A 19,937-nucleotide genomic window follows, 5' to 3' on the forward strand; every position below is an offset into this window, starting at 1 on the left:
CGGGTCATTATGTGGTTTGCTTGTTTATTTGGTTGCACGTGCAAAAAAGTTCGGAAAATAATGGAATTACCTGGAATCGATGTCGAAACAATGTTCGGAAAAACATGTCGACGTCGGGAGTTCCTGGTTGAATTTTGTTCGGAAAACAGAGTGAGTTAATTGTGGTTGAAGCAAGTTAGAGATAGCTTGCTTTTTGATTTTTAGCAAGAATAAGTAGAAAGGAAAAAATATGGGGGCATTATTAGAGAAGCAGGAATTGAAACAGAATCAAGTATTTAATGTATCAATACCTGTACCTGAAAATTTAGTAGTAGTGGACAAAGACGAGTATTTAGATTTGCTACGAAAAACAGATGAGGGGCAATGGTGGCTTATAGATGATGTAGTAGAGCTGTTATCAATTAGTAGAAGTACATTGATAAATGATATACTGCTGAATCCAAGATTTAAAAGTGAAATAGATGTTGAGCAAAATAATGCAGGATTCGTGTTATATCCGCGTGGTAAAGGAAGTCCTTATCGCTTTCTAGCTAGCCGAACTCGGAAATATTTTGAGGAAAATTTTGCGTCAATATTATTATTTAGGTAAATATGGTATACTATCGGAGATAAACTCCTTGATTGTAGAAAGGGGAAATAAATGTCGGTATCTTATAGAAAAAGAGGGAAAAAACAATTATGGGACTATAGGGTTTTTGATAAAAACGGGCTAGTCATTGCGAGTGGTTCAGGCTTTAAAACTAAAAAAGAAGCTATTTATGAAGCTGTTGAAATTGAGAGAAAGTTGTTTTTGACAAATGTTTTTACACCTAAAGCTACATTGTATGAATTGTGGGCTAGGTGGCATGAGTTGATAATAGTACCGAGCAAATTATCCAAATCATCTAAGGATAAACACTTACAGCGTGGAAAAGTCATTAAAGAATATTTTGGTAATGTGCCTGTAACAAAAATAACGCATAGCCAGTATCAAGAATTTATAAATAGTTATTGTAGTAGGGTATTAGTAGATCAAGTTCGACGATTTAATAAGGTTGTAAAAGCTGTTCTGCTAATGGCGCAAAGGGACGGTGCGTTAATTTCAGATTTTACGGAAGCAATTATATTTGAAGGAGACACGAGTAGGAAATTGCCTACGGATAAGCACCTGAAGAGCATAGAGCATTATGAATCTTTATTGGTTGAATTAAAACTGCGTATTGAAGAAACGGACTCTGTGATACCTTTTCTGATATATTTGTATTTTACAACTGGTTTCAGACCCGGGGAAGGTGCAGCTGTTTGTTGGTCTGATATTGATTTTGAAAAAATGCTGATACAAACCAATCGGCGATTTTCTGGTGATACGAATCAGTTTTATCCTTCTAAAAATAAATGGTCTGAGAGAGTGATTCCAATGAGTACAGAGCTAGCCTATGTATTAAAAATTTTACAACATAGACAAGAAAAAATCTTATCTGAGAAAGGGATTGAAAATCTAGAAGGTCTAGTATTTTATGATTGGCGCTATGGAGTGCCGTCAAGTACAGCGATTAGTAAATATCTTAATAAGGTGCTGAAGGAAATGGGCTATGACTATAAGTTGTCTGCTTATAGTGGTCGGCATAGTTACGGTAGTTATTTGTTAGCAAAGAAAGTTGATATTTGGGTAGTTGCAAAAATACTAGGGCATAAAGATATTCAGCAGTTGATAGAGACCTACGGACATTTATTGCAAGAGATAGAAAAAGAAGGATTTCAAGAAATAAGAGAATTACTGGTTGTAAATAGAAAGGTTTAAGAAAAGAGTTTTTTGACCAAATTTTGACCGAAATGTTGAAAGGTAAGCAAAAAAGCCTTGCAGTACAAGGCTTTTGGAGATATGCGAACATCCTCCCTGTAGGGATCGAACCTACGACCCACGGATTAAGAGTCCGCTGCTCTGCCAGCTGAGCTAAGGAAGGAAAAGAAAAACGCTGTATTGGTACCGGTGATTCATGAATTGTATTGATCCCGCACAGTAAGTAGCAGGTGGGTAACTCATTTCTAACTCCAGTCGCTTCCGTGTGAGACGGCCTGCATACTGTTAGAAAACACTTGTTTCCCTAGTAATACAAAAATAGTCGGTCAACACATAGGTATGAATTCGTATACCACAGCAGTTCTTATCTATGTATCTATCTTATCATATTTTGGAAAAAAATCAAGAGAAAATTTGCAAAAAAGAAAACGTTATCATGACAGACAGGGGCTTTTGCCCACTCTATCAAAGGTTTCGGGCTTTTCGATTTTTTAGTTCGGTGATTTTTTCCTGAGTCAATTTGAGGGCCCGCTCGTATTTTCCAGTCTCGTTTGGCTCAAAATAGTGCTGCTGGACGAGTTTATCTGGCAAATATTGTTGGTTTACCCATTTTTCTGGGAAATTGTGGGGATAGAGATATTCTTGGGTGTTGCCCAATTCTTGACTGCCTTTGTAATGCCCGTCGCGGAGGTGGCGCGGAATGGGGAGGTGGCCGTTTTTCCTGAGATCTGCAAGAGCCAGATCCATGGCAAGATAGGCAGAATTGGACTTGGGCGATAGGGCGAGGTCAATCACGATATTGGCAATGGGAATACGGGCTTCGGGAAAGCCGATTTTTTGAGCTGCTTCAAGGGCAGTCACTGTGTGAATCTGGGCATCAGGATTGGCAAGTCCAATATCCTCGTAAGCAATGACCATGAGTCGTCTGGCAAGGCTTGGTAAATCTCCAGCTTCAATCAAACGCGCGGCATAGTGGAGACTAGCATTGACATCACTTCCGCGAATGGATTTTTGTAGGGCAGAGAGGACATCGTAATGGCCGTCTCCGTTTCGGTCCATGGTGATATAGCTTTTTTGCAGGCTATTTTCCATCGTGTCAAGCGTGATATGGCGGATGCCCTCCTCGTTTTCGGGTGTTGAAAGAACGGCTAATTCGAGGGAATTAAAGGCTGAACGTAGGTCACCGTTGGTGCTGGTTGCGATGAAATCCAGCGCATCATCATCTAGGCTAACCGGAAAGTCAAATCCACGCTCGGGATCTGATAGGGCAGTTTGAACGGCTGTTTTGATGTCTTCGTTGGAGAGGGGCTCCAGTTCAAAAATCTGAACGCGGCTACGGATAGCGGGTGTTACGGAAAAGAAAGGATTTTCTGTGGTGGCTCCAATCATGATGAGGTTGCCATTTTCCAATAAAGGCAGTAAAAAATCTTGTTTGGTCTTGTCTAGGCGATGAATCTCGTCCAGAAGTAGAATCAATCCTCCTGAAAATTTGGCTTCTTCAGCGATTTCTTGGAGGCGTTTTTTGGTGTCAACAGTAGCATTAAAGGTGCGAAAGGCATACTTGGAGGTTCCTGCAATGGCGTTGGCAATACTGGTCTTTCCAATCCCCGGTGGACCGTACAAAATCATGGAGGACAGGCGCTTGGCTTCCACCATGCGACGGATAATCTTCCCTTCTCCGACCAAGTGGCGCTGTCCGATGATTTGATCAATCGTTTTGGGGCGCATACTAAGAGCGAGGTTGTCGATCATGTGGCTTCATCCTTTCTATCTTTTTGGCTGGTTTTATGGTACACTTATCTATATATTCTATCATAAATAGCGTAAAGTGAGGCAAGATGAGTAAGTACGGATTTTTAGATGTGTTGGATAAGACTATGGAGCAACAGTTTCCCTATGATTTTGAAATCAACTGGGACAAGAAAAACCATGCGGTTGAGGTCGCTTTTTTGCTGGAAGTGGAAAACAGTGCTGGCATTGAAACGGTCGATGATGAGGGAAATGCGACGACCGATGACATTTTCTTTGAAGAAGCGGTCTTGTTTTACAATCCCTTGAAATCAAGGGTCAAGGAAGAGGACTATTTGGTGAGTATCCCCTATGAGCAGAAAAAAGGCTTGTCCAGCGAGTTTATCGCCTATTTTGTCCAGTTTTTAGCAGAAACAGCCGAAAAAGGACTGGATGACCTTATAGACTTTTTGGCAGATAATGAAGTAGAAGAATTTGCGATTTCTTGGAATCAGGAAGCCTTTGAAAATGGCAGAGCTGCTCTCGAAGAAAGCGATTTTCACCCCTATCCGCGGTATTAAAAAGAAATCAACGGGTACAAGTAGAGGAGAAACTATGTGGCGGGAATTACGGGTAGAGCTTGAGCGAGAAGGAGAGGAGATGGTGTCTAATCTCTTGATTGAGCTGGGCGCGCAGGGCGTTGCGATTGCAGACTAATTCTGAACAAAAGAAGGCTGGTTAGCAAGTGTAGCTATTTACTCTAAAGAACAAAGAAAAGGGTATGTTTCAACAGTGATTACTCTCCTGAGCAAAATACGGTACTATTAGCATAGAATTGAAGGTTATGGATGAATTTACTTGATAAGCGTTTTAATTTTTCGGGTGCAAAGATTGCTTTACTGAAAGATGACCAGATTTTGACTATCTTACGTGATGATACTCCTACGATTCCTTATCCAAATACATGGGATTTACCTGGTGGTGGGCGAGAAGGCGATGAAACTCCTTTTGAATGTATTCAACGTGAAGTTTTTGAAGAATTGGGGATCGCGATTTCCAAAGAAAGTATCGGCTGGATAAAGGCATATTCAGGTCTGATTGATTTGACCAAAGACTCCGTCTTTATGGTGGGAGAGATTTCTCAAGCACAAATCGATAAGATTGTTTTTGGGGATGAAGGACAGGGATGGAAGATGATGCCGATCGAAAATTTCCTGTCAGATGATCAAGTCTACGAGAGTTTGAAAGGACGATTGAGGGATTGGATGAGTCAAGAATCTAAGCGAGACAAAATGATAGACGAGGTCTAAGGACAAGATTTTTATAGAGCAAAAATTAAATAGGAAGGAGGGTTCAGTTTAATATAAAGGGTTAAACTGAATACGGGACTAATTTTCTAGGAAAAAAGATAAAACTGCCTAGACGCGAGCGTCGTCGTTAGTTTTCCTATTTTTCTACAAAAATTTTCGCAAGCGAAGCGTCCCTTTGTATCTTATATGTGGAACGAACTTACCATTCACATTTTGCGTGAGGCTGAGGAGGCGGTTTCTAACCTCCTTATTGAAACGGGCAGTCAAGGGGTTGCGATTGCGGACTCTGCTGATTATATTGGTCAGGAGAATCGCTTTGGTGAACTTTATCCTGAAGTGGAGCAGTCCGATATGATTGCAATCACGGCCTATTACCCTGATACTATGGACTTATCTGAAGTTACGGAGAACCTTCAAGCTGGTCTTGGAAGACTGGCTAAATCTGGGGTGACACTGGGCGATTATGTTCTTGATTCAAAAGAATTGGCCGAAGAAGATTGGGCGGACAATTGGAAGAAATATTACGAACCGGAACGGATTACCCACGATGTGACCATTGTGCCGTCTTGGACCGATTATAAGGCAACAGCGGGTGAAAAGGTCATTCGCCTAGACCCTGGTATGGCCTTTGGGACTGGAACGCATCCGACCACCAAGATGAGCTTGTTTGCCCTTGAGCAAGTGTTGCGGGGCGGTGAGCGGGTTCTTGATGTGGGGACCGGAAGTGGTGTGCTGTCGATTGCGAGTTCTCTTCTAGGGGCGGGTGAGATTTATGCTTATGACCTTGATGAAGTTGCGGTGCGGGTGGCGCAGGAAAATATTGATCTCAATGTGCATACGGACAATATCACAGTACAAACAGGTGATTTGCTTCGTGGTGTTGACCTTGAAGCAGATGTCATTGTGGCCAATATCTTGGCGGATATTTTAGTGCATTTGACAGGTGACGCGTATCGTTTACTCAGAGATGAAGGGTATCTCATCATGAGTGGAATTATTGCAGATAAGTTGGATATGGTCTTGGAGGCAGCCTATAGTGTAGGGTTCTTCCTTGAAACTCAGATGATTCAAGGGGAATGGAACGTCCTTGTTTTGAAAAAAACACAGGATATGTCAGGGGTTATAGGAGGCTAGATGCAACAGTATTTTGTAAAAGGTGAAGCCAAATCAAGTGTCATCATTGAGGATAAGGATACCGTCAAACACATGTTTCAGGTCATGCGGCTGGCAAAAGATGACCAAGTAATACTTGTCTTTGATGATGGCATCAAGCGCTTGGCGCGTGTGGCTGATGAAAATGACCATCGCTTTGAACTAATCAAGGCATTACCAGATCAGGTTGAATTGCCAGTAAATGTGGCCATTGCTTGCGGATTTCCCAAGGGAGATAAATTAGAATTTCTTGCTCAAAAGACAACAGAGCTAGGGGCTAGTCAACTCTGGGGCTTTCCAGCAGACTGGTCGGTGGTAAAATGGGACGGCAAGAAGATTACAAAGAAAGTTGAAAAATTGCAGAAAATTGCCTTGGGAGCAGCAGAGCAAAGCAAGCGTAATCAAGTACCTGAGGTGAACTTGTTTGCAAGTAAGGCGGAATTTCTAGCGATGCTTGATCAGTTTGATACGATTCTGATTGCCTATGAAGAGTCGGCTAAGACAGGTGAGCGAACGGCTTTGGTAGAAGTTCTGTCACGTTTGACAAGTGGTGAAAAGATTCTTTTTATCTTTGGTCCTGAAGGTGGATTGTCGCCTAATGAAGTCGCACAATTTGAAGCAAAAGGAGCCTGCAAGGTCGGACTTGGTCCACGGATTATGCGGGCAGAGACCGCTCCTCTCTATGCTCTATCAGCGACGAGCTTTGCTTTAGAAATGCAATAATAAAAAACTTGCGAACGCAAGTTTTTTATTATATAAATTTATCCCCATATTGATGAAGAATCGCATAGTAAACCTGTTGAGGAGTTTGGTTGCTAGTTGTCAAAACGATGTTGACCAAGGGAAAGCCCATTTTGAGGTTTGCCTTAGAACTATATTTTTGAAAAGCATTCATCTTAGCCAAATACTTATCGTTGTCCGTTAGGGTAACAGAGATGTAGGTCTGATTGAGGTGGGGTTGGAGGTGGATATAGGAGATATCCTCCCACGGAATAAAGCCAATCGAAATGGCAGAAGACTTGTCTGTTATGCCCATATCATCAACGATGAGAATGGGAGGGAGCTCTTTAGCAAAGATACGTTTTGTATAAAATACAAAGGACCAGCCGAAAAAAGCAACTCCCACCACACCGGCCAAAATGAACAACAAGGACAGAATGGGACTGTGTAGCTCACTAGAATAGGCAAAGATGCAGAGGCCTGATATCAAGGTCATAAATAAGGAAAGGATACTCACTACGCCATAGCGACTTTTCTTACTTGTTACAATGATTGGTTGGTTCATGATTTTCTCCTTTAAAGTATTTTTATTTATTATAGCATAAAGATAGCGTTTGAGCCTTTTTCTTTTTTAGCTAAAATGGTAAAATAGGAACAATAAACGGCAGGAAAAGGAAGAGAAGATGAAAGAAATCAATCTAACCGGAGAAGATGTCATTGCTCTGACGGCCCAGTATATGCCAGAAGAAGATGTTTCCTTTGTGCGCAAGGCGCTGGAGTATGCTGTAGAAGCGCATAGTCAGCAGTTCCGCAAATCAGGTGAGCCTTACATTATCCACCCCATTCAGGTGGCTGGGATTTTAGCGGAGTTACAGCTGGATGCGGTGACAGTTGCCTGTGGTTTTCTTCACGATGTGGTAGAAGATACCGATGTGACGCTCGATGAGATGGAAGCAGAGTTTGGCTCTGATGTGCGGATGATTGTGGATGGAGTGACCAAACTGGGGAAGGTCGAATACAAATCCCATGAAGAGCAGTTGGCAGAAAATCATCGTAAGATGTTGATTGCCATGTCCAAGGACATGCGGGTGATCTTGGTCAAATTGGCGGACCGCCTGCACAATATGCGGACCTTGAAGCATTTGCGTAAGGACAAGCAGGAGCGGATTTCACGTGAAACAATGGAAATCTATGCTCCACTAGCCCACCGTTTGGGGATTTCTTCTATCAAGTGGGAATTGGAAGATATGGCCTTTCGCTATTTGAACGAGACGGAATTTTATAAGATTACGCACCTCATGACTGAAAAGCGGCGGGAACGGGAAGCCCTAGTCAATGAGGTTGTTGATAAGATTCGTGAATTTGCGAGCGAACATCATCTCCACGGACATATCTATGGTCGTCCTAAGCATATTTATTCGATTTACCGGAAAATGCACGACAAGAAAAAGCGTTTTGACCAGCTCTATGACTTGATTGCCATTCGCTGCATCATGGAAACTCCGAGCGATGTCTATGCTATGTTGGGCTATATCCATGAGCTGTGGCGTCCCATGCCTGGTCGATTTAAGGATTATATTGCTAACCCCAAGGCTAATGGTTATCAGTCGATTCATACGACAGTTTATGGACCAAAGGGACCGATTGAATTTCAAATTCGAACGGCAGAAATGCACCAAGTGGCGGAATACGGGGTGGCAGCGCACTGGGCTTACAAGCGTGGTGGCAAGGCGACAGCTAGTCAGCAGGAGCTCAAGTGGATCAACAATTTGATTGAGTTGCAGGCAGATGCTGGAGATGCGCAGACCTTTGTGGACTCTGTCAAGGATGATATTTTCACCGAGCGAATTTACGTGTTCACACCCGACGGGTCGGTCAGAGAATTGCCCAAGGATTCGGTGCCGATTGACTTTGCCTATGAAATCCACACTAAGGTCGGAGAAAAGGCGACAGGAGCAAAGGTTAACGGGCGTATGGTTCCCTTGACGACCAAGTTAAAAACAGGTGACCAAGTTGAAATTATCACAAGTGCCAATTCCTTTGGTCCAAGTCGTGATTGGGTCAATCTGGTCAAAACGCACAAGGCTAGAAATAAGATTCGTCAGTTTTTCAAAAATCAAGACAAGGAATTATCCATTACCAAGGGGCGGGAGCTGGTTCAGAACCTCCTACAGGAAAATGGCTATGTGGCCAACCAATATCTGGACCGCAAGCACTTAGACGATGTATTACAAAAAACGAGCTACAAGACCGATGAGGCGCTTTTTGCGGCTGTTGGTTTTGGAGAGATTTCAGCCATGTCTATCTTCAATCGCCTGACGGAAAAAGAGCGGCGGGAGGCAGAACGTGCCAAGGCAAAAGCTGTTGCGGACGAATTGGTCAACGGTGGCGAGGTCAAACAGGACAATAAAGACAGCTTGAAAATTCGCCACGAGGGCGGTGTTGTCATCGAAGGGGCTTCAGGTCTTTTGATTCGCCTGGCTAAATGCTGTAATCCAGTTCCAGGAGATGCGATTACAGGCTACATTACCAAAGGACGTGGTGTGGCGGTTCACCGGACCGACTGTATGAATCTGAAAAGTCAGGAGAACTATGAAGTTCGTCTGATTGATGTATCTTGGGAGGATGAGCCCTCCAGTAAAGAATACATGGCAAATATCGACATTTATGGTCTCAATCGCTCGGGTCTCCTCAACGATGTGTTGAAAGTTTTGACCAATTCGAGCAAGAACATTTCTTCTGTCAATGCTCAGCCGACCAAGGATATGAAATTTGCGACTATTCATGTGTCCTTTGGAATTCCAAATCTTTCAACGCTGACGAGTGTAGTTGATAAAATCAAATCGGTGCCAGAAGTGTACTCGGTTAAGCGAACAAATGGGTAGGTGAAGGGATGAAAATTGTTATTCAACGGGTAACAAAAGCGGCTGTCAGTATTGAACAGTGTATTCATGGGCAGATTGGGCAGGGACTGCTGCTTTTGGTCGGTGTTGGTCCGGATGATTGTAAAGAAGATGTAGACTATGCAGTCAGAAAGATTGTCAACATGCGGATTTTTTCAGATGAAGAGGGAAAAATGAATCGCTCTGTTCAAGATATTTCAGGGCAGATTCTCTCGATTTCGCAGTTTACCTTGTTTGCAGATACGAAAAAGGGCAACCGTCCAGCCTTTACAGGAGCCGCTGCGCCATACCTTGCTAAGACCCTCTATGAGGAGCTGAACCAAGCCTTGCGTGCCTTTGTTCCTGTTGAGACAGGCATCTTTGGCGCAGACATGCAGGTTTCCCTTACCAATAACGGGCCAGTGACCATTGTGTTAGACACAAAGATAAATAAAACATAAGAAAAAGACCTGGCTCCTCTTTCCAAACAGAGGTTACAGGTCTTTTATTGCGACAACATACAGTTCCTTTGCAATAGCAAAGGGAATTGCAATCGTTTTTTCTTTGCATTGAATGAGGATACTCTGGGTAAAGATATCGATTTGCTTTACGGCAAAGCTGTCATTTAGCGTGAGGTTGATGTGCTCCAGAAACTGGAGTAGTGGAAAGGAATCATTGATTCGTACTAATCGATAGCTTCCAGGTTGTTTAATTTGGTCGAGGGTATCTTGGTATTGTTCCTCCAAGAGCTGGTCTTTGAGAGGAATGGTGCCCCCATGCGGACACGTTTTTGGCGAGCCTAAAAAGCTGTCCAACTGATCGATGAAGTAGTCTGAGACAGTATGTTCAAGGACTTCCGCTTCTTCGTGTAATTGGTGGCTGGTATAGCCGAGATGTTCAAGGAGAAATACTTCAATCAAGCGGTGTTTGCGATAAAGTCTTGCCACAGTTTGTTGACCGAGAGTGGTCAACAGGTAGCCAGCAGACTTATCTTTTTGAATCAGCCCCTCTTCAATCATCCGTTTAGCCATTTCAGTAACGGCAGGTGGAGAAACCTGCATTCGTTCTGCAATTTCCTTGTTGGTAATTTTCGCTTTTTGGGTACTGATTTCATAGATACATTTTAGATAATCTTCTTTATTGGGGGTCATCTGGGTGTCCTCTCTTTTTCTCTCCTCTAGTATAACAAAAATTTAAAGGAAATTCATGAATGTTATATCTACCTGTATTCAATCAGCTCGCATGTATCCCCTAAAGGTAGCACAGCTGTCATCGGCTAAAGCCGAATATGGCTCTTTTTCGTAAAGAGTTTAGCTCGTGTTTAATTACGCAAGATACGAGGGCGTGAAAAAAGCGACCGTACCTCAAGGGGATCTGTAAAGCAGGAACAGCCTGCAACAGCTACAGCAAAATTAGGAAACATGACAAAGAAGCTAGATGAGAGCTTGCTTTGCAAACTCCTATCTTTCAGCTTCAAATGTATACTATACCTTTGAAGCTAGGAATGTTTCTCCCCAAGGGGAGCTAAGCTGTAACTAACTAAAGTTAGAACATCTGCCTATCCCCTAAAGGGATTCTCATCTGTAACGAGAACATCTGCCTATCTTTTTTCCGAGCTTTTAGCCTGAGTTCAACTCGTTTGCCTTTTGATTTTTTTAAGTATGACCTCTGAACATGAGGTATGCGCAGTGAGAGATAGAAAAAGAAACTCCCTTATACACCTACTTAGTAGGGATATGGGAGTTCACTATATGATATGAATGTTGGACAACTACACATTGTCAAGAAGAGAAGATATAAAGGGTATTGGTTGATGTCTTAGTAAGTAGAATCACAAGATTCTTGACAAGGGTAGTCTGTCACATTCATTTCACACACTATTTAGCCAAGCCTTCCGCAATTTTATCTAAATTCCATTTCATCATGGCATAGTAGCTGTCTCCGTCTTCTCCCTCTTCAGCGACAGAATCTGTGAAGATTTTAGCGTAAATTGGGATGTTGGTGTCTTTTGATACAGTTTTCATTGGACGATCATCGACACTACTTTCGACAAAGAGAGAGGGAACCTTGCTTTGGCGTAATTTTTCAACCAAGTGTTTGATTTGGTCTGGTGTTCCTTCTTCTTCGGTATTGATTTCCCAAATGTAGGCAGACGGGACCTGATAGGCTTTTGAAAAGTATTTGAAACAACCTTCGCTGGTGACAATCATTTTCTTTTCATCAGGGATGTTGTTGAATTTTTGTTTCGCTTCCTTATCTAAGGTGTCCAGTTTTTCAAGATAGATGGCGAGATTTTTCTCATAACTTGCTTTATTGTTAGGGTCCTTTGCAATCAACTGTTTGGCAATATTTTTGGCATAAATCATCCCGTTTTCAAGGTTGAGCCAAGCATGCGGATCTTCTTTTCCTTTTTCATCTTCTCCCTCCAGATAGATGACTTCGACCCCATCGCTGACAGCAAAGTAATCTTTGTTTTCGACCTTATTGGCATTTTTGACCAACTTAGTAAACCAGGCATTTCCGCCGGTCTCAAGGTTAATGCCATTGTAGAAAATGAGGTCGGCCTTCGATGTCTTTTTTACGTCCTCAGGCAGGGGTTCGTATTCATGTGGGTCCTGTCCAACGGGGACCATACTGTGTAGTTCAATCTTGTCTCCTGCGATATTCTTGGTTATATCCGCAAGAATAGAATTGGTGGTAACAACTTTTAATTTCGGTGTTTCGGTACTAGAGTCCTTTGAGGGGCTCGAGCAGGCAACAAGGGCTAGGATTGCAAGGAATGCAAGCGCTAGAGTAGATAATTTTTTCATTCATTTCTCCTTATGAGTGGGATAACTTTTTGAATAGCGTATGAGGATGCCCTGTTTTGGGGCAAAGAGGAAGCTTATCAAAAAGAAGGTGGCTGATGTTAAGACGATACTGGATCCGGCAGCAATATTAAAACTATATCCTAGAAAGAGACCGACGATAGAAGCAAGGGCTCCTAAGGCGGAAGAGAGGAAAATCATGTTTTTAAGGCTGCTTGCATAGAGATAGGCAGTAGCGGCTGGTGTAATCAGCATGGCAACAATGAGAATGGTTCCGACACTTTGCATGGCTGTGACAGACACCAAGGTTAGCAAAATCATGAGCAGATAATGGTAGGCATTAACAGGCATGCCCATGGATTTTGCTAGGAGTGGGTCAAAAGAGGTAATCAAGAGCGGTTTGAAGAAGAGGAAAATGAGGAAGAGAACAAGGGCAGCAACGCCTATGGTAATCCACTTATCCATATCCTGTACCGCAAGGATATTCCCGAATAGAATGTGAAATAAATCGGTAGAGCTATTGGCCACCCCGATGAGGATGACTCCGAGAGCTAGAAAGGATGAGAAGGTAATCCCGATTGCAGTATCACTCTTGATGATACTATTTCCCTTAATGTAGGTAATCATCACGGATGAGAGGAGACCAAAGGCAATCGCACCGATAAAAAAGTTAATCCCTAAAATATAGGAGAGGGCAACCCCCGGTAAAACCGCATGAGAAATCGCATCTCCCATGAGGGACAAGCCTCTTAAGATAATAAAGCAACCAACGGCTCCAGCTACAATCCCGATGACAATCGCTGTTACGACAGCATTTTGCAAAAAGTGGAAGCTGTGCAATCCGTCAATAAATTCTTGAATCATTTCTTGTTATCCTCCATGAGTATCAAATTCTCGCCGTAAGTGGCTTGGAGGTGCTCTTTTGTAAAGGTTTGGGCGGTTTCTCCAAAGGCTACGACTTCACGGTTGAGTAGTAGAACTTGGTCGAAATAGTTTTTGACCTTGCTCAAATCGTGGTGGACGATGAGAATGGTTTTCCCCAATTTTTTGAGATTGCGAAGCGTGGTCATGATAATGTTTTCACTGACCGAATCAATCCCAACAAACGGCTCGTCTAAGAAGATATAGTCTGCTTCTTGGACGAGGCAGCGGGCGATGAGGACACGCTGGAACTGCCCACCAGAAAGTTGACTGATTTGCTTATCCGCATATTCTGCCATGCCGACAATTTCAAGCGCCCGTGCGACCTTGATCCAGTCTTCTTCCCTAAGTCGCTGAAAAAGCTGAATTTTCGGATACAGTCCTAGGGAGACACATTCTTTGACTTTAATCGGAAAGTTAAAGTCAATCGCAGCTTTTTGCTCTACATAGGCAATCTTGTTCCGCTGTTTGCGAATATCGTTACCGTCAAGGTTGGTTTGACCTTGGTGGTCGATAATATGAAGCATGGCCTTTAGCAGGGTAGACTTCCCTGCTCCGTTTGGTCCTAGAATACCTGTGATTGTAGGACCTTGAATCGTTAGGTTAACAGTGTCTAAGGCTAAGACAGTGTGATAGCTGACACTTACATCTTTTAGTTCAATCATCTGTACACTCCTTGTTTCTTAATATAACTTAATTTAAAAATTAAGTCAAGTTAATTTTTGAAAAAATTCAGCATTTTCTCATCTTTTTTTAAAATGGGAAAAGGCAGATGTGGTGATTCGTATGGAGGATTTGTAGGTGACCTTCTGGAATAGGAGTGAGGTAGACAGTCATTTTCAAAGAGTATCAGAAACGCCCATTTTTCATTTTCACAGAGTATAGGTAGTAAAATCCCTGCAAATTTTGCTTCTTTTTGCTATCATGTAGATAGAAATGTAGAAAAGAGGTTCTTATGGTACGTTTACAAGATGATTTTTATGAGGCAATCAACGGGAAATGGGCAGAAACAGCTGTTATCCCGAGTGACAAGCCGGTGACAGGTGGCTTTACCAACTTGCGTGATGAGATTGAAGACCTGATGCTAGCAACGACAGATGAGTGGTTGAAAGGGAAAGGTGTCCCAGAGGATAGTGTATTACAAAACTTTGTCAAATACCACCGCCTAGCAGCAGATGATGAAAAAAGAGAGTCTGCAGGCATTGCTCCAGCGCTTTCCTTGATTGAGGAGTACAAAAATCTTCGGTCTTTTGCAGATTTTACTGAAAAAATTGGAGCGTTTGAATTGGCAGGAAAACCCAATGCCATGCCATTTGGAGTGGCTCCAGACTTCATGGATGCCAAAACCAATGTTCTCTGGGCAGGAGAGCCGAGCACTATTTTGCCAGATACGACCTACTATGCTGAAGATCATCCACAAAAAGGGGAGTTAATGGCGCTTTGGCGTCAGTCTGAAACTGATTTGCTCCGGAAATTTGATTTTTCAGATGAAGAAATCACCGATTTGTTAGATAAGGTAGAAGACTTGGATGCGCGTGTCGCGCAAATCGTGCTTTCTAATGAAGACAAGTCAGAATACTTTAAGCTTTATCACCCCTATGAATTCAAGGAGTTTGCAGCGCTCGTTCCAACTCTTCCCTTGGAAACCTTCTTCACACAGGTTATCGGGCAGGTTCCAGATAAGATTATCGTTGAAAACCCTCGTTTCTGGGAAGCTGCGAAAGAATTTTATTGCGAAGAGAACTGGGAATATTTGAAAGCTAGTTTGCTTGTGAGTGCGATTGGGTCTGTCACCTCTTACCTGACCGATGAAATTCGTGTGTTAGCAGGTGCTTATGGGCGGGCCTTGTCAGGCACTCCAGAGGCACAAAGCAAGGAAAAGGCTGCCTTTTATCTGGCTGAAGGGCCGTTTAATCAGGCCTTGGGCTTATGGTATGCAGGGGAGAAATTCTCGCCAGAAGCAAAGGCAGATGTCGAACAAAAAATTGCAACCATGATTGAGGTGTATCAGGAGCGCCTAGCAGCCAATGAATGGCTGACAGAAGAAACCAAGAAACAGGCTATTGTGAAATTAGGGGTCATCAAGCCCTATATCGGCTATCCTGAGAAATTGCCAGAACGCTACTATGACAAGGTGATTGATGAGACTAAATCTCTGCTTGAGAACGCCCAATTCTTGAAAGAACTTTCGATTAAGTATTCATGGAGTAAGTGGAATCAGCCCGTAGACGATAGTGAGTGGGGCATGCCTGCGCACATGGTCAATGCCTACTACAATCCGCAACAAAACCAAATTGTTTTTCCTGCAGCTATTTTGCAGGCACCGTTTTATGCTCTTGAGCAGACATCTTCTGAAAACTATGGTGGAATTGGTGCCGTTATCGCCCATGAAATTTCTCACGCCTTTGATACCAATGGTGCTTCCTTTGATGAAAATGGTAGTTTGAAAAACTGGTGGACAGATGAAGATTACGCAGCCTTTAAAGAAAAAACACAAAAAGTGGTGGACCTCTTTGAAGGACAAGAATCTCATGGTGCGAGGGTGAATGGAAAGCTGACTGTTTCTGAAAATGTGGCTGACTTAGGTGGACTTGCAGCAGCACTTGAGGCTGCCAAACGGGAGGAAGATTACTCAGCAGAAGAATTCTTCACCAACTGGGGGCGCATTTGGCGCATGAAAGGTCGGACGGAATACATGCAGTTACTAGCGAGCGTAGATGTCCATGGACCAGCAAAACTTCGTGTGAACCTACAAGTGCCAAACTTTGCTGAATTTTTTGAGGCCTTTGATGTGACAGAAAAAGACGGCATGTGGCGCAAACCAGAAGACCGCGTGGTGATTTGGTAGAAGATGTGAGAGCGTTAAAAGCACAAAGTGCACTCCAAGAGTATCCGTATCTATGAAGCAGACATAGCCTGCAACAGCACGGCAATCTAGGAAATCTGACGAAGTGTGAGAGGAGAGTTTGCTCTGCAAACTCCTACCTCTCGCCTTTAAAGGTATACCATACCTTTAGAGCTAGGAAGATTTGTACCTAAAGGTATTCGTAGCTGTAACTAGCTAAAGCTAGAACAGCTACCTATCCACTAAAGGGATTCTCATCTGTAATCGGCTAAAGCCGAAACATCTGCCTATCTTTTCCGCACAGTGCTTAGCTCGAACTCAGTTGCACAAGATACAAGGGCGTGAAAAAAGCGAATGTACCACGAGGGTATCCACATCCGTAAAGCGACCAGAGTTCGCAACGGCTGTGGCAAAAATAGGAAATACTCCTAGAAGCTCAGGCTTCTAGGAGTATTTATCTTTTTTCCGAGCTTTTAGCCCGAGTTCAGTTACCGAAGCTACAAAGCCCGTAAAAAAACTCAAAGCGCACTCAAGAGTATCCGTATCTGTAAAACGAGCAAAGCTCGCAACAGCACGGCAATCTAGGAAATCTGACGAGTGAAAAGCTCCAGTGGAGGTTTTCAGCTTAATCCCTAAAGGTATTCGCAGCTGTAATCAGCTAAAGCTGAAACAGCTGTCTATCTTTTTTCCGAGGTTTTAGGTTGAACTCAATTCCTGTGCTTTGAGTATGATAGGTGCAAAAAAAGGGCTACTGCCCTTTTTGTTTGCTTGATAAACATTCCATAGAGCCAAGGAGCCTAATCCTAGACTGGCTAGGAAGAGGGGGAGTGGCGTTAGCTGAATGGGTTTGATTGACATGCTGTTCCAAATCGGTTTAAGAACGAAACCAAGAACGAGACTTAGACCGATAGCCATCAACAAGCGATAGCGGAGTTTGGTTTTCATTTTTTGACTTGTGATGAGCGGAAAAGAAAAGAGTTTGACAAAAGTGGACAAGCGCAGGGTTGGATCTAGTTGTGGAAACAAGAGCGTGGTGAGAGCGGTTAGTGTGCAGAGGAGGGCATTTAGCAAGCAAAACTGTTCCCAATAGTAAAAAAGTTCTTTTTTCATTTGCTGTCTCTTTTTTATTTTAGTATAGCGTTTTCAAAAAGAGAAATCAAGAAATTCCTGTATTTTCTCTCCCATCTCCTGCTACAAATGGGCTTAAACATGGTATAATGGGACTATCATACAAAATTGGAGAGTAATAGCTATGACCTTTTATAACCATGGGGTGATTGAGCCTAAGTGGCAACGATACTGGGCAGAACATCACACCTTTCAAACAGGTACGGATAAAGAAAAACCAAACTTCTATGCTCTTGATATGTTCCCTTATCCAAGTGGTGCAGGACTTCACGTTGGCCACCCTGAAGGCTATACAGCGACAGATATCTTGAGCCGTTACAAGCGCGCCCAAGGCTACAATGTTCTTCACCCAATGGGCTGGGATGCCTTTGGTCTGCCTGCGGAGCAGTATGCAATGGATACGGGAAATGATCCAGCAGAATTTACAGCGCAAAACATTGCCAACTTCAAACGCCAAATCAATGCGCTTGGATTTTCCTACGATTGGGACCGCGAGGTGAATACGACAGATCCCAACTATTACAAGTGGACCCAGTGGATTTTCACGAAATTATATGAAAAAGGTCTGGCCTATGAAGCGGAAGTACCAGTCAACTGGGTGGAAGAGCTTGGGACAGCTATTGCCAATGAGGAAGTCCTGCCTGACGGCACTTCTGAGCGTGGAGGATATCCAGTTGTGAGAAAGCCAATGCGTCAGTGGATGCTGAAAATCACAGCCTATGCAGAGCGCCTACTCAATGACTTGGAGGACTTGGACTGGCCAGAGTCGATCAAGGATATGCAACGGAACTGGATTGGCAAATCACGCGGCGCTAATGTCACCTTTGCCATCAAGGGAAGCGATAAAACGTTCACCGTCTTTACAACGCGTCCAGATACCCTTTTTGGAGCAAGCTTTGCCGTGCTAGCACCTGAGCATGAGTTGGTAGACCAAATCACGACAGCTGAACAAGCTGAAGTGGTGGCAGACTACAAACATCAAGCTAGTCTCAAATCCGACCTTGCTCGAACCGACCTTGCTAAGGAAAAAACAGGTGTCTGGACAGGTGCCTATGCCATAAATCCTGCAAATGGTCAAGAAATTCCGATTTGGATTGCTGACTACGTGCTTGCAAGCTATGGTACGGGTGCTGTTATGGCAGTACCTGCGCACGATAGTCGCGACTGGGAATTTGCCAAAGCCTTTGACCTACCGATTGTCGCAGTTATTGAAGGAGGCGATGTTGAGCAGGAGGTCTACACAGAGGACGGTCTGCACATTCATTCTGATTTCCTCAACGGTTTTTACAAGGCAGAGGCAATCGAGAAGATGATTGCCTGGCTGGCAGCAAATGGTGTCGGTGAAGAAAAAGTAACCTATCGCTTACGTGACTGGCTCTTTAGCCGTCAGCGGTATTGGGGAGAGCCAATCCCGATCATTCATTGGGAAGACGGGACGTCAACGGCTGTTCCAGAAGAAGAATTGCCACTTGTCTTGCCAAAGACAACTGATATTAAGCCGTCCGGTACCGGAGAAAGCCCGCTTGCTAATGTGACGGACTGGTTGGAAGTGACCCGTGAAGATGGTGTCAAGGGGCGTCGCGAGACCAATACCATGCCACAATGGGCAGGTTCAAGCTGGTACTACCTCCGCTATATTGATCCGCACAATACAGAAAAATTAGCAGACCAAGACCTACTAAAGGCATGGTTGCCAGTCGATATCTATATCGGTGGGGCAGAACATGCAGTGCTCCACCTGCTCTATGCGCGTTTCTGGCATAAATTCCTCTACGATATTGGTGTAGTGCCGAGCAAGGAGCCGTTCCAAAAGCTCTTTAATCAAGGTATGATTTTGGGAACAAGCTACCGTGATAGCCGTGGTGCTCTTGTTGCGACGGACAAGGTTGAAAAGCGTGACGGTTCATTTTTCAATATTGAAACAGGAGAAGAGCTAGAGCAAGCGCCTGCCAAGATGTCTAAATCTCTGAAAAATGTGGTCAATCCAGATGATGTGGTAGCCCAATACGGTGCCGATACCCTTCGGGTCTATGAAATGTTTATGGGGCCACTTGATGCCTCTATCGCTTGGAGCGAGGAAGGGTTGGAAGGTAGCCGTAAGTTCCTTGACCGCGTCTACCGCTTGATCAGCTCAAAAGAAATCGTTGCAGAAAACAATGGCAATTTGGACAAGGTGTATCATGAAACGGTCAAAGCTGTAACAGAGCAGATTGAAACGCTCAAGTTCAACACGGCTATTGCCCAACTCATGATTTTTGTCAATAGTGCCAATAAAGAAGAGGTGCTCTATGTCGAGTATGCCAAAGGCTTTATTCAGCTAATGGCTCCATTTGCACCACACTTGGCAGAAGAACTTTGGCAAAACGTGACAGGCTCAACAGACGGCATTTCCTATGTTCCATGGCCAAGCTATGATGAGTCCTTCTTAGTTGAAGACGAGATTGAAATCGTTGTCCAAATCAAGGGCAAGGTTCGTGCTAAGCTGGTCGTTGCCAAAGACCTTTCTCGTGAGGACTTGGAAAGAGTAGCGCTTGCCGATGAAAAAGTTCAAGCAGAAATCGCTGGAAAAGACATCGTCAAAGTCATTGCTGTACCAAACAAACTGGTCAATATCGTTGTGAAATAAAGTGAATGGAATAAGGGTTAGGACATCGTTCAGTCGTT

The 19,937-nt window shown here is 43.5% G+C and carries 17 protein-coding genes, 1 tRNA gene, 1 other RNA gene and 1 pseudogene; 11 read left to right on the forward strand and 9 right to left on the reverse strand.

The window, feature by feature from the left end:
- Positions 1–229 precede the first annotated feature (229 nt).
- Positions 230–589: a DUF771 domain-containing protein gene (locus E4T82_RS03995; protein ID WP_135181590.1), complete on the forward strand. Its 360-nt coding sequence runs from the start codon at positions 230–232 to the stop codon at positions 587–589.
- A gap of 51 nt (positions 590–640) precedes the next feature.
- Positions 641–1,780, forward strand: a complete 1,140-nt coding sequence (locus E4T82_RS04000; RefSeq protein WP_135181591.1) for a tyrosine-type recombinase/integrase — start codon at positions 641–643, stop codon at positions 1,778–1,780.
- 90 nt (positions 1,781–1,870) lie between these two features.
- Here the strand turns inward: E4T82_RS04000 and E4T82_RS04005 are convergent.
- The 3 genes from E4T82_RS04005 to E4T82_RS04015 all read right to left on the reverse strand — a co-directional run bounded on the left by E4T82_RS04005 (position 1,871) and on the right by E4T82_RS04015 (position 3,532).
- Positions 1,871–1,943: transfer RNA gene (locus E4T82_RS04005), tRNA-Lys, on the reverse strand.
- Between the two features lie 5 nt (positions 1,944–1,948).
- Positions 1,949–2,144: non-coding RNA, 6S RNA (gene ssrS / locus E4T82_RS04010), on the reverse strand.
- 101 nt (positions 2,145–2,245) lie between these two features.
- Entirely contained in the window at positions 2,246–3,532 is a 1,287-nt protein-coding gene (locus tag E4T82_RS04015; RefSeq protein WP_135181592.1) for a replication-associated recombination protein A, read from the reverse strand.
- Between the two features lie 86 nt (positions 3,533–3,618).
- Between E4T82_RS04015 and E4T82_RS04020 the strand changes: the two genes are divergently transcribed.
- From E4T82_RS04020 to E4T82_RS04045, 5 genes and pseudogenes are all read left to right on the forward strand, one after another.
- The gene (locus E4T82_RS04020; RefSeq protein WP_135181593.1) at positions 3,619–4,089 is read left to right on the forward strand and encodes a DUF3013 family protein; all 471 of its coding nucleotides are present in this window, start codon (positions 3,619–3,621) and stop codon (positions 4,087–4,089) included.
- 34 nt (positions 4,090–4,123) lie between these two features.
- Positions 4,124–4,222, forward strand: a pseudogene (locus E4T82_RS04025) (50S ribosomal protein L11 methyltransferase); the annotation flags it as partial.
- Positions 4,223–4,356: 134 nt separating this feature from the next.
- Complete coding sequence (locus E4T82_RS04035) at positions 4,357–4,818, forward strand: NUDIX hydrolase (RefSeq protein WP_135181594.1); 462 nt, start codon at positions 4,357–4,359, stop codon at positions 4,816–4,818.
- A gap of 186 nt (positions 4,819–5,004) precedes the next feature.
- Positions 5,005–5,952 (forward strand): 50S ribosomal protein L11 methyltransferase, encoded by a 948-nt coding sequence (gene prmA, locus E4T82_RS04040; protein WP_135181595.1) that lies wholly within the window; start codon positions 5,005–5,007, stop codon positions 5,950–5,952.
- Complete coding sequence (locus tag E4T82_RS04045) at positions 5,953–6,693, forward strand: 16S rRNA (uracil(1498)-N(3))-methyltransferase (protein WP_135181596.1); 741 nt, start codon at positions 5,953–5,955, stop codon at positions 6,691–6,693. It abuts the gene before it with no gap.
- A 28-nt stretch (positions 6,694–6,721) separates the two neighbouring features.
- Here the strand turns inward: E4T82_RS04045 and E4T82_RS04050 are convergent, their stop codons facing one another.
- Positions 6,722–7,255: an STM3941 family protein gene (locus E4T82_RS04050; RefSeq protein ID WP_135181597.1), complete on the reverse strand. Its 534-nt coding sequence runs from the start codon at positions 7,253–7,255 to the stop codon at positions 6,722–6,724.
- Positions 7,256–7,373: 118 nt separating this feature from the next.
- Here E4T82_RS04050 and E4T82_RS04055 point away from each other — a divergent pair, with 118 nt between their 5' ends.
- Together E4T82_RS04055 and dtd are read left to right on the forward strand one after the other, a co-directional pair.
- Positions 7,374–9,575, forward strand: a complete 2,202-nt coding sequence (locus E4T82_RS04055; RefSeq protein ID WP_135181598.1) for a RelA/SpoT family protein — start codon at positions 7,374–7,376, stop codon at positions 9,573–9,575.
- A gap of 8 nt (positions 9,576–9,583) precedes the next feature.
- Positions 9,584–10,033: a D-aminoacyl-tRNA deacylase gene (dtd, locus tag E4T82_RS04060; RefSeq protein WP_135181599.1), complete on the forward strand. Its 450-nt coding sequence runs from the start codon at positions 9,584–9,586 to the stop codon at positions 10,031–10,033.
- A gap of 33 nt (positions 10,034–10,066) precedes the next feature.
- Here the strand turns inward: dtd and E4T82_RS04065 are convergent, their stop codons facing one another.
- The 4 genes from E4T82_RS04065 to E4T82_RS04080 all read right to left on the reverse strand — a co-directional run bounded on the left by E4T82_RS04065 (position 10,067) and on the right by E4T82_RS04080 (position 13,965).
- Positions 10,067–10,723: a metal-dependent transcriptional regulator gene (locus E4T82_RS04065; RefSeq protein ID WP_135181600.1), complete on the reverse strand. Its 657-nt coding sequence runs from the start codon at positions 10,721–10,723 to the stop codon at positions 10,067–10,069.
- 726 nt (positions 10,724–11,449) lie between these two features.
- On the reverse strand, positions 11,450–12,382 hold the full coding sequence (locus tag E4T82_RS04070; RefSeq protein ID WP_135181601.1) for a metal ABC transporter substrate-binding protein: 933 nt from the start codon (positions 12,380–12,382) through the stop codon (positions 11,450–11,452).
- Positions 12,383–13,243 carry a metal ABC transporter permease gene (locus E4T82_RS04075; protein WP_135181602.1) on the reverse strand — a complete coding sequence of 287 codons (861 nt, stop codon included), beginning with the start codon at positions 13,241–13,243 and terminating at the stop codon, positions 12,383–12,385.
- Complete coding sequence (locus E4T82_RS04080) at positions 13,240–13,965, reverse strand: metal ABC transporter ATP-binding protein (RefSeq protein ID WP_135181603.1); 726 nt, start codon at positions 13,963–13,965, stop codon at positions 13,240–13,242. Before E4T82_RS04080 ends, E4T82_RS04075 begins: the two co-directional genes overlap by 4 nt.
- 290 nt (positions 13,966–14,255) lie before the next feature.
- Between E4T82_RS04080 and E4T82_RS04085 the strand changes: the two genes are divergently transcribed.
- Positions 14,256–16,148: a M13-type metalloendopeptidase gene (locus tag E4T82_RS04085; RefSeq protein ID WP_135181604.1), complete on the forward strand. Its 1,893-nt coding sequence runs from the start codon at positions 14,256–14,258 to the stop codon at positions 16,146–16,148.
- 693 nt (positions 16,149–16,841) lie between these two features.
- On the opposite strand, the gene E4T82_RS04090 is transcribed toward E4T82_RS04085, so the two are convergent.
- Positions 16,842–17,255 carry a hypothetical protein gene (locus E4T82_RS04090; RefSeq protein WP_135181605.1) on the reverse strand — a complete coding sequence of 138 codons (414 nt, stop codon included), beginning with the start codon at positions 17,253–17,255 and terminating at the stop codon, positions 16,842–16,844.
- Between the two features lie 142 nt (positions 17,256–17,397).
- Between E4T82_RS04090 and leuS the strand changes: the two genes are divergently transcribed.
- On the forward strand, positions 17,398–19,899 hold the full coding sequence (leuS, locus tag E4T82_RS04095; protein ID WP_135181606.1) for a leucine--tRNA ligase: 2,502 nt from the start codon (positions 17,398–17,400) through the stop codon (positions 19,897–19,899).
- The last annotated feature ends 38 nt before the right edge of the window (positions 19,900–19,937 follow it).

Source organism: Streptococcus cuniculi, assembly GCF_004570575.1.
Classification (GTDB): domain Bacteria; phylum Bacillota; class Bacilli; order Lactobacillales; family Streptococcaceae; genus Streptococcus; species Streptococcus cuniculi_A.

Coding starts and splice junctions, on each gene's coding strand:
- E4T82_RS04020 (WP_135181593.1), top strand. CDS start 3,619: ATGAGTAAGTACGGATTTTTAGATGTGTTGGATAAGACTATGGAGCAA.
- E4T82_RS04000 (WP_135181591.1), top strand. CDS start 641: ATGTCGGTATCTTATAGAAAAAGAGGGAAAAAACAATTATGGGACTAT.
- E4T82_RS04045 (WP_135181596.1), top strand. CDS start 5,953: ATGCAACAGTATTTTGTAAAAGGTGAAGCCAAATCAAGTGTCATCATT.
- prmA (WP_135181595.1), top strand. CDS start 5,005: ATGTGGAACGAACTTACCATTCACATTTTGCGTGAGGCTGAGGAGGCG.
- E4T82_RS04050 (WP_135181597.1), bottom strand. CDS start 7,255: ATGAACCAACCAATCATTGTAACAAGTAAGAAAAGTCGCTATGGCGTA.
- E4T82_RS04090 (WP_135181605.1), bottom strand. CDS start 17,255: ATGAAAAAAGAACTTTTTTACTATTGGGAACAGTTTTGCTTGCTAAAT.
- E4T82_RS04075 (WP_135181602.1), bottom strand. CDS start 13,243: ATGATTCAAGAATTTATTGACGGATTGCACAGCTTCCACTTTTTGCAA.
- E4T82_RS04085 (WP_135181604.1), top strand. CDS start 14,256: ATGGTACGTTTACAAGATGATTTTTATGAGGCAATCAACGGGAAATGG.
- E4T82_RS04070 (WP_135181601.1), bottom strand. CDS start 12,382: ATGAAAAAATTATCTACTCTAGCGCTTGCATTCCTTGCAATCCTAGCC.
- E4T82_RS04035 (WP_135181594.1), top strand. CDS start 4,357: ATGAATTTACTTGATAAGCGTTTTAATTTTTCGGGTGCAAAGATTGCT.
- E4T82_RS04080 (WP_135181603.1), bottom strand. CDS start 13,965: ATGATTGAACTAAAAGATGTAAGTGTCAGCTATCACACTGTCTTAGCC.
- E4T82_RS04065 (WP_135181600.1), bottom strand. CDS start 10,723: ATGACCCCCAATAAAGAAGATTATCTAAAATGTATCTATGAAATCAGT.
- E4T82_RS04015 (WP_135181592.1), bottom strand. CDS start 3,532: ATGATCGACAACCTCGCTCTTAGTATGCGCCCCAAAACGATTGATCAA.
- leuS (WP_135181606.1), top strand. CDS start 17,398: ATGACCTTTTATAACCATGGGGTGATTGAGCCTAAGTGGCAACGATAC.
- E4T82_RS04055 (WP_135181598.1), top strand. CDS start 7,374: ATGAAAGAAATCAATCTAACCGGAGAAGATGTCATTGCTCTGACGGCC.
- E4T82_RS03995 (WP_135181590.1), top strand. CDS start 230: ATGGGGGCATTATTAGAGAAGCAGGAATTGAAACAGAATCAAGTATTT.
- dtd (WP_135181599.1), top strand. CDS start 9,584: ATGAAAATTGTTATTCAACGGGTAACAAAAGCGGCTGTCAGTATTGAA.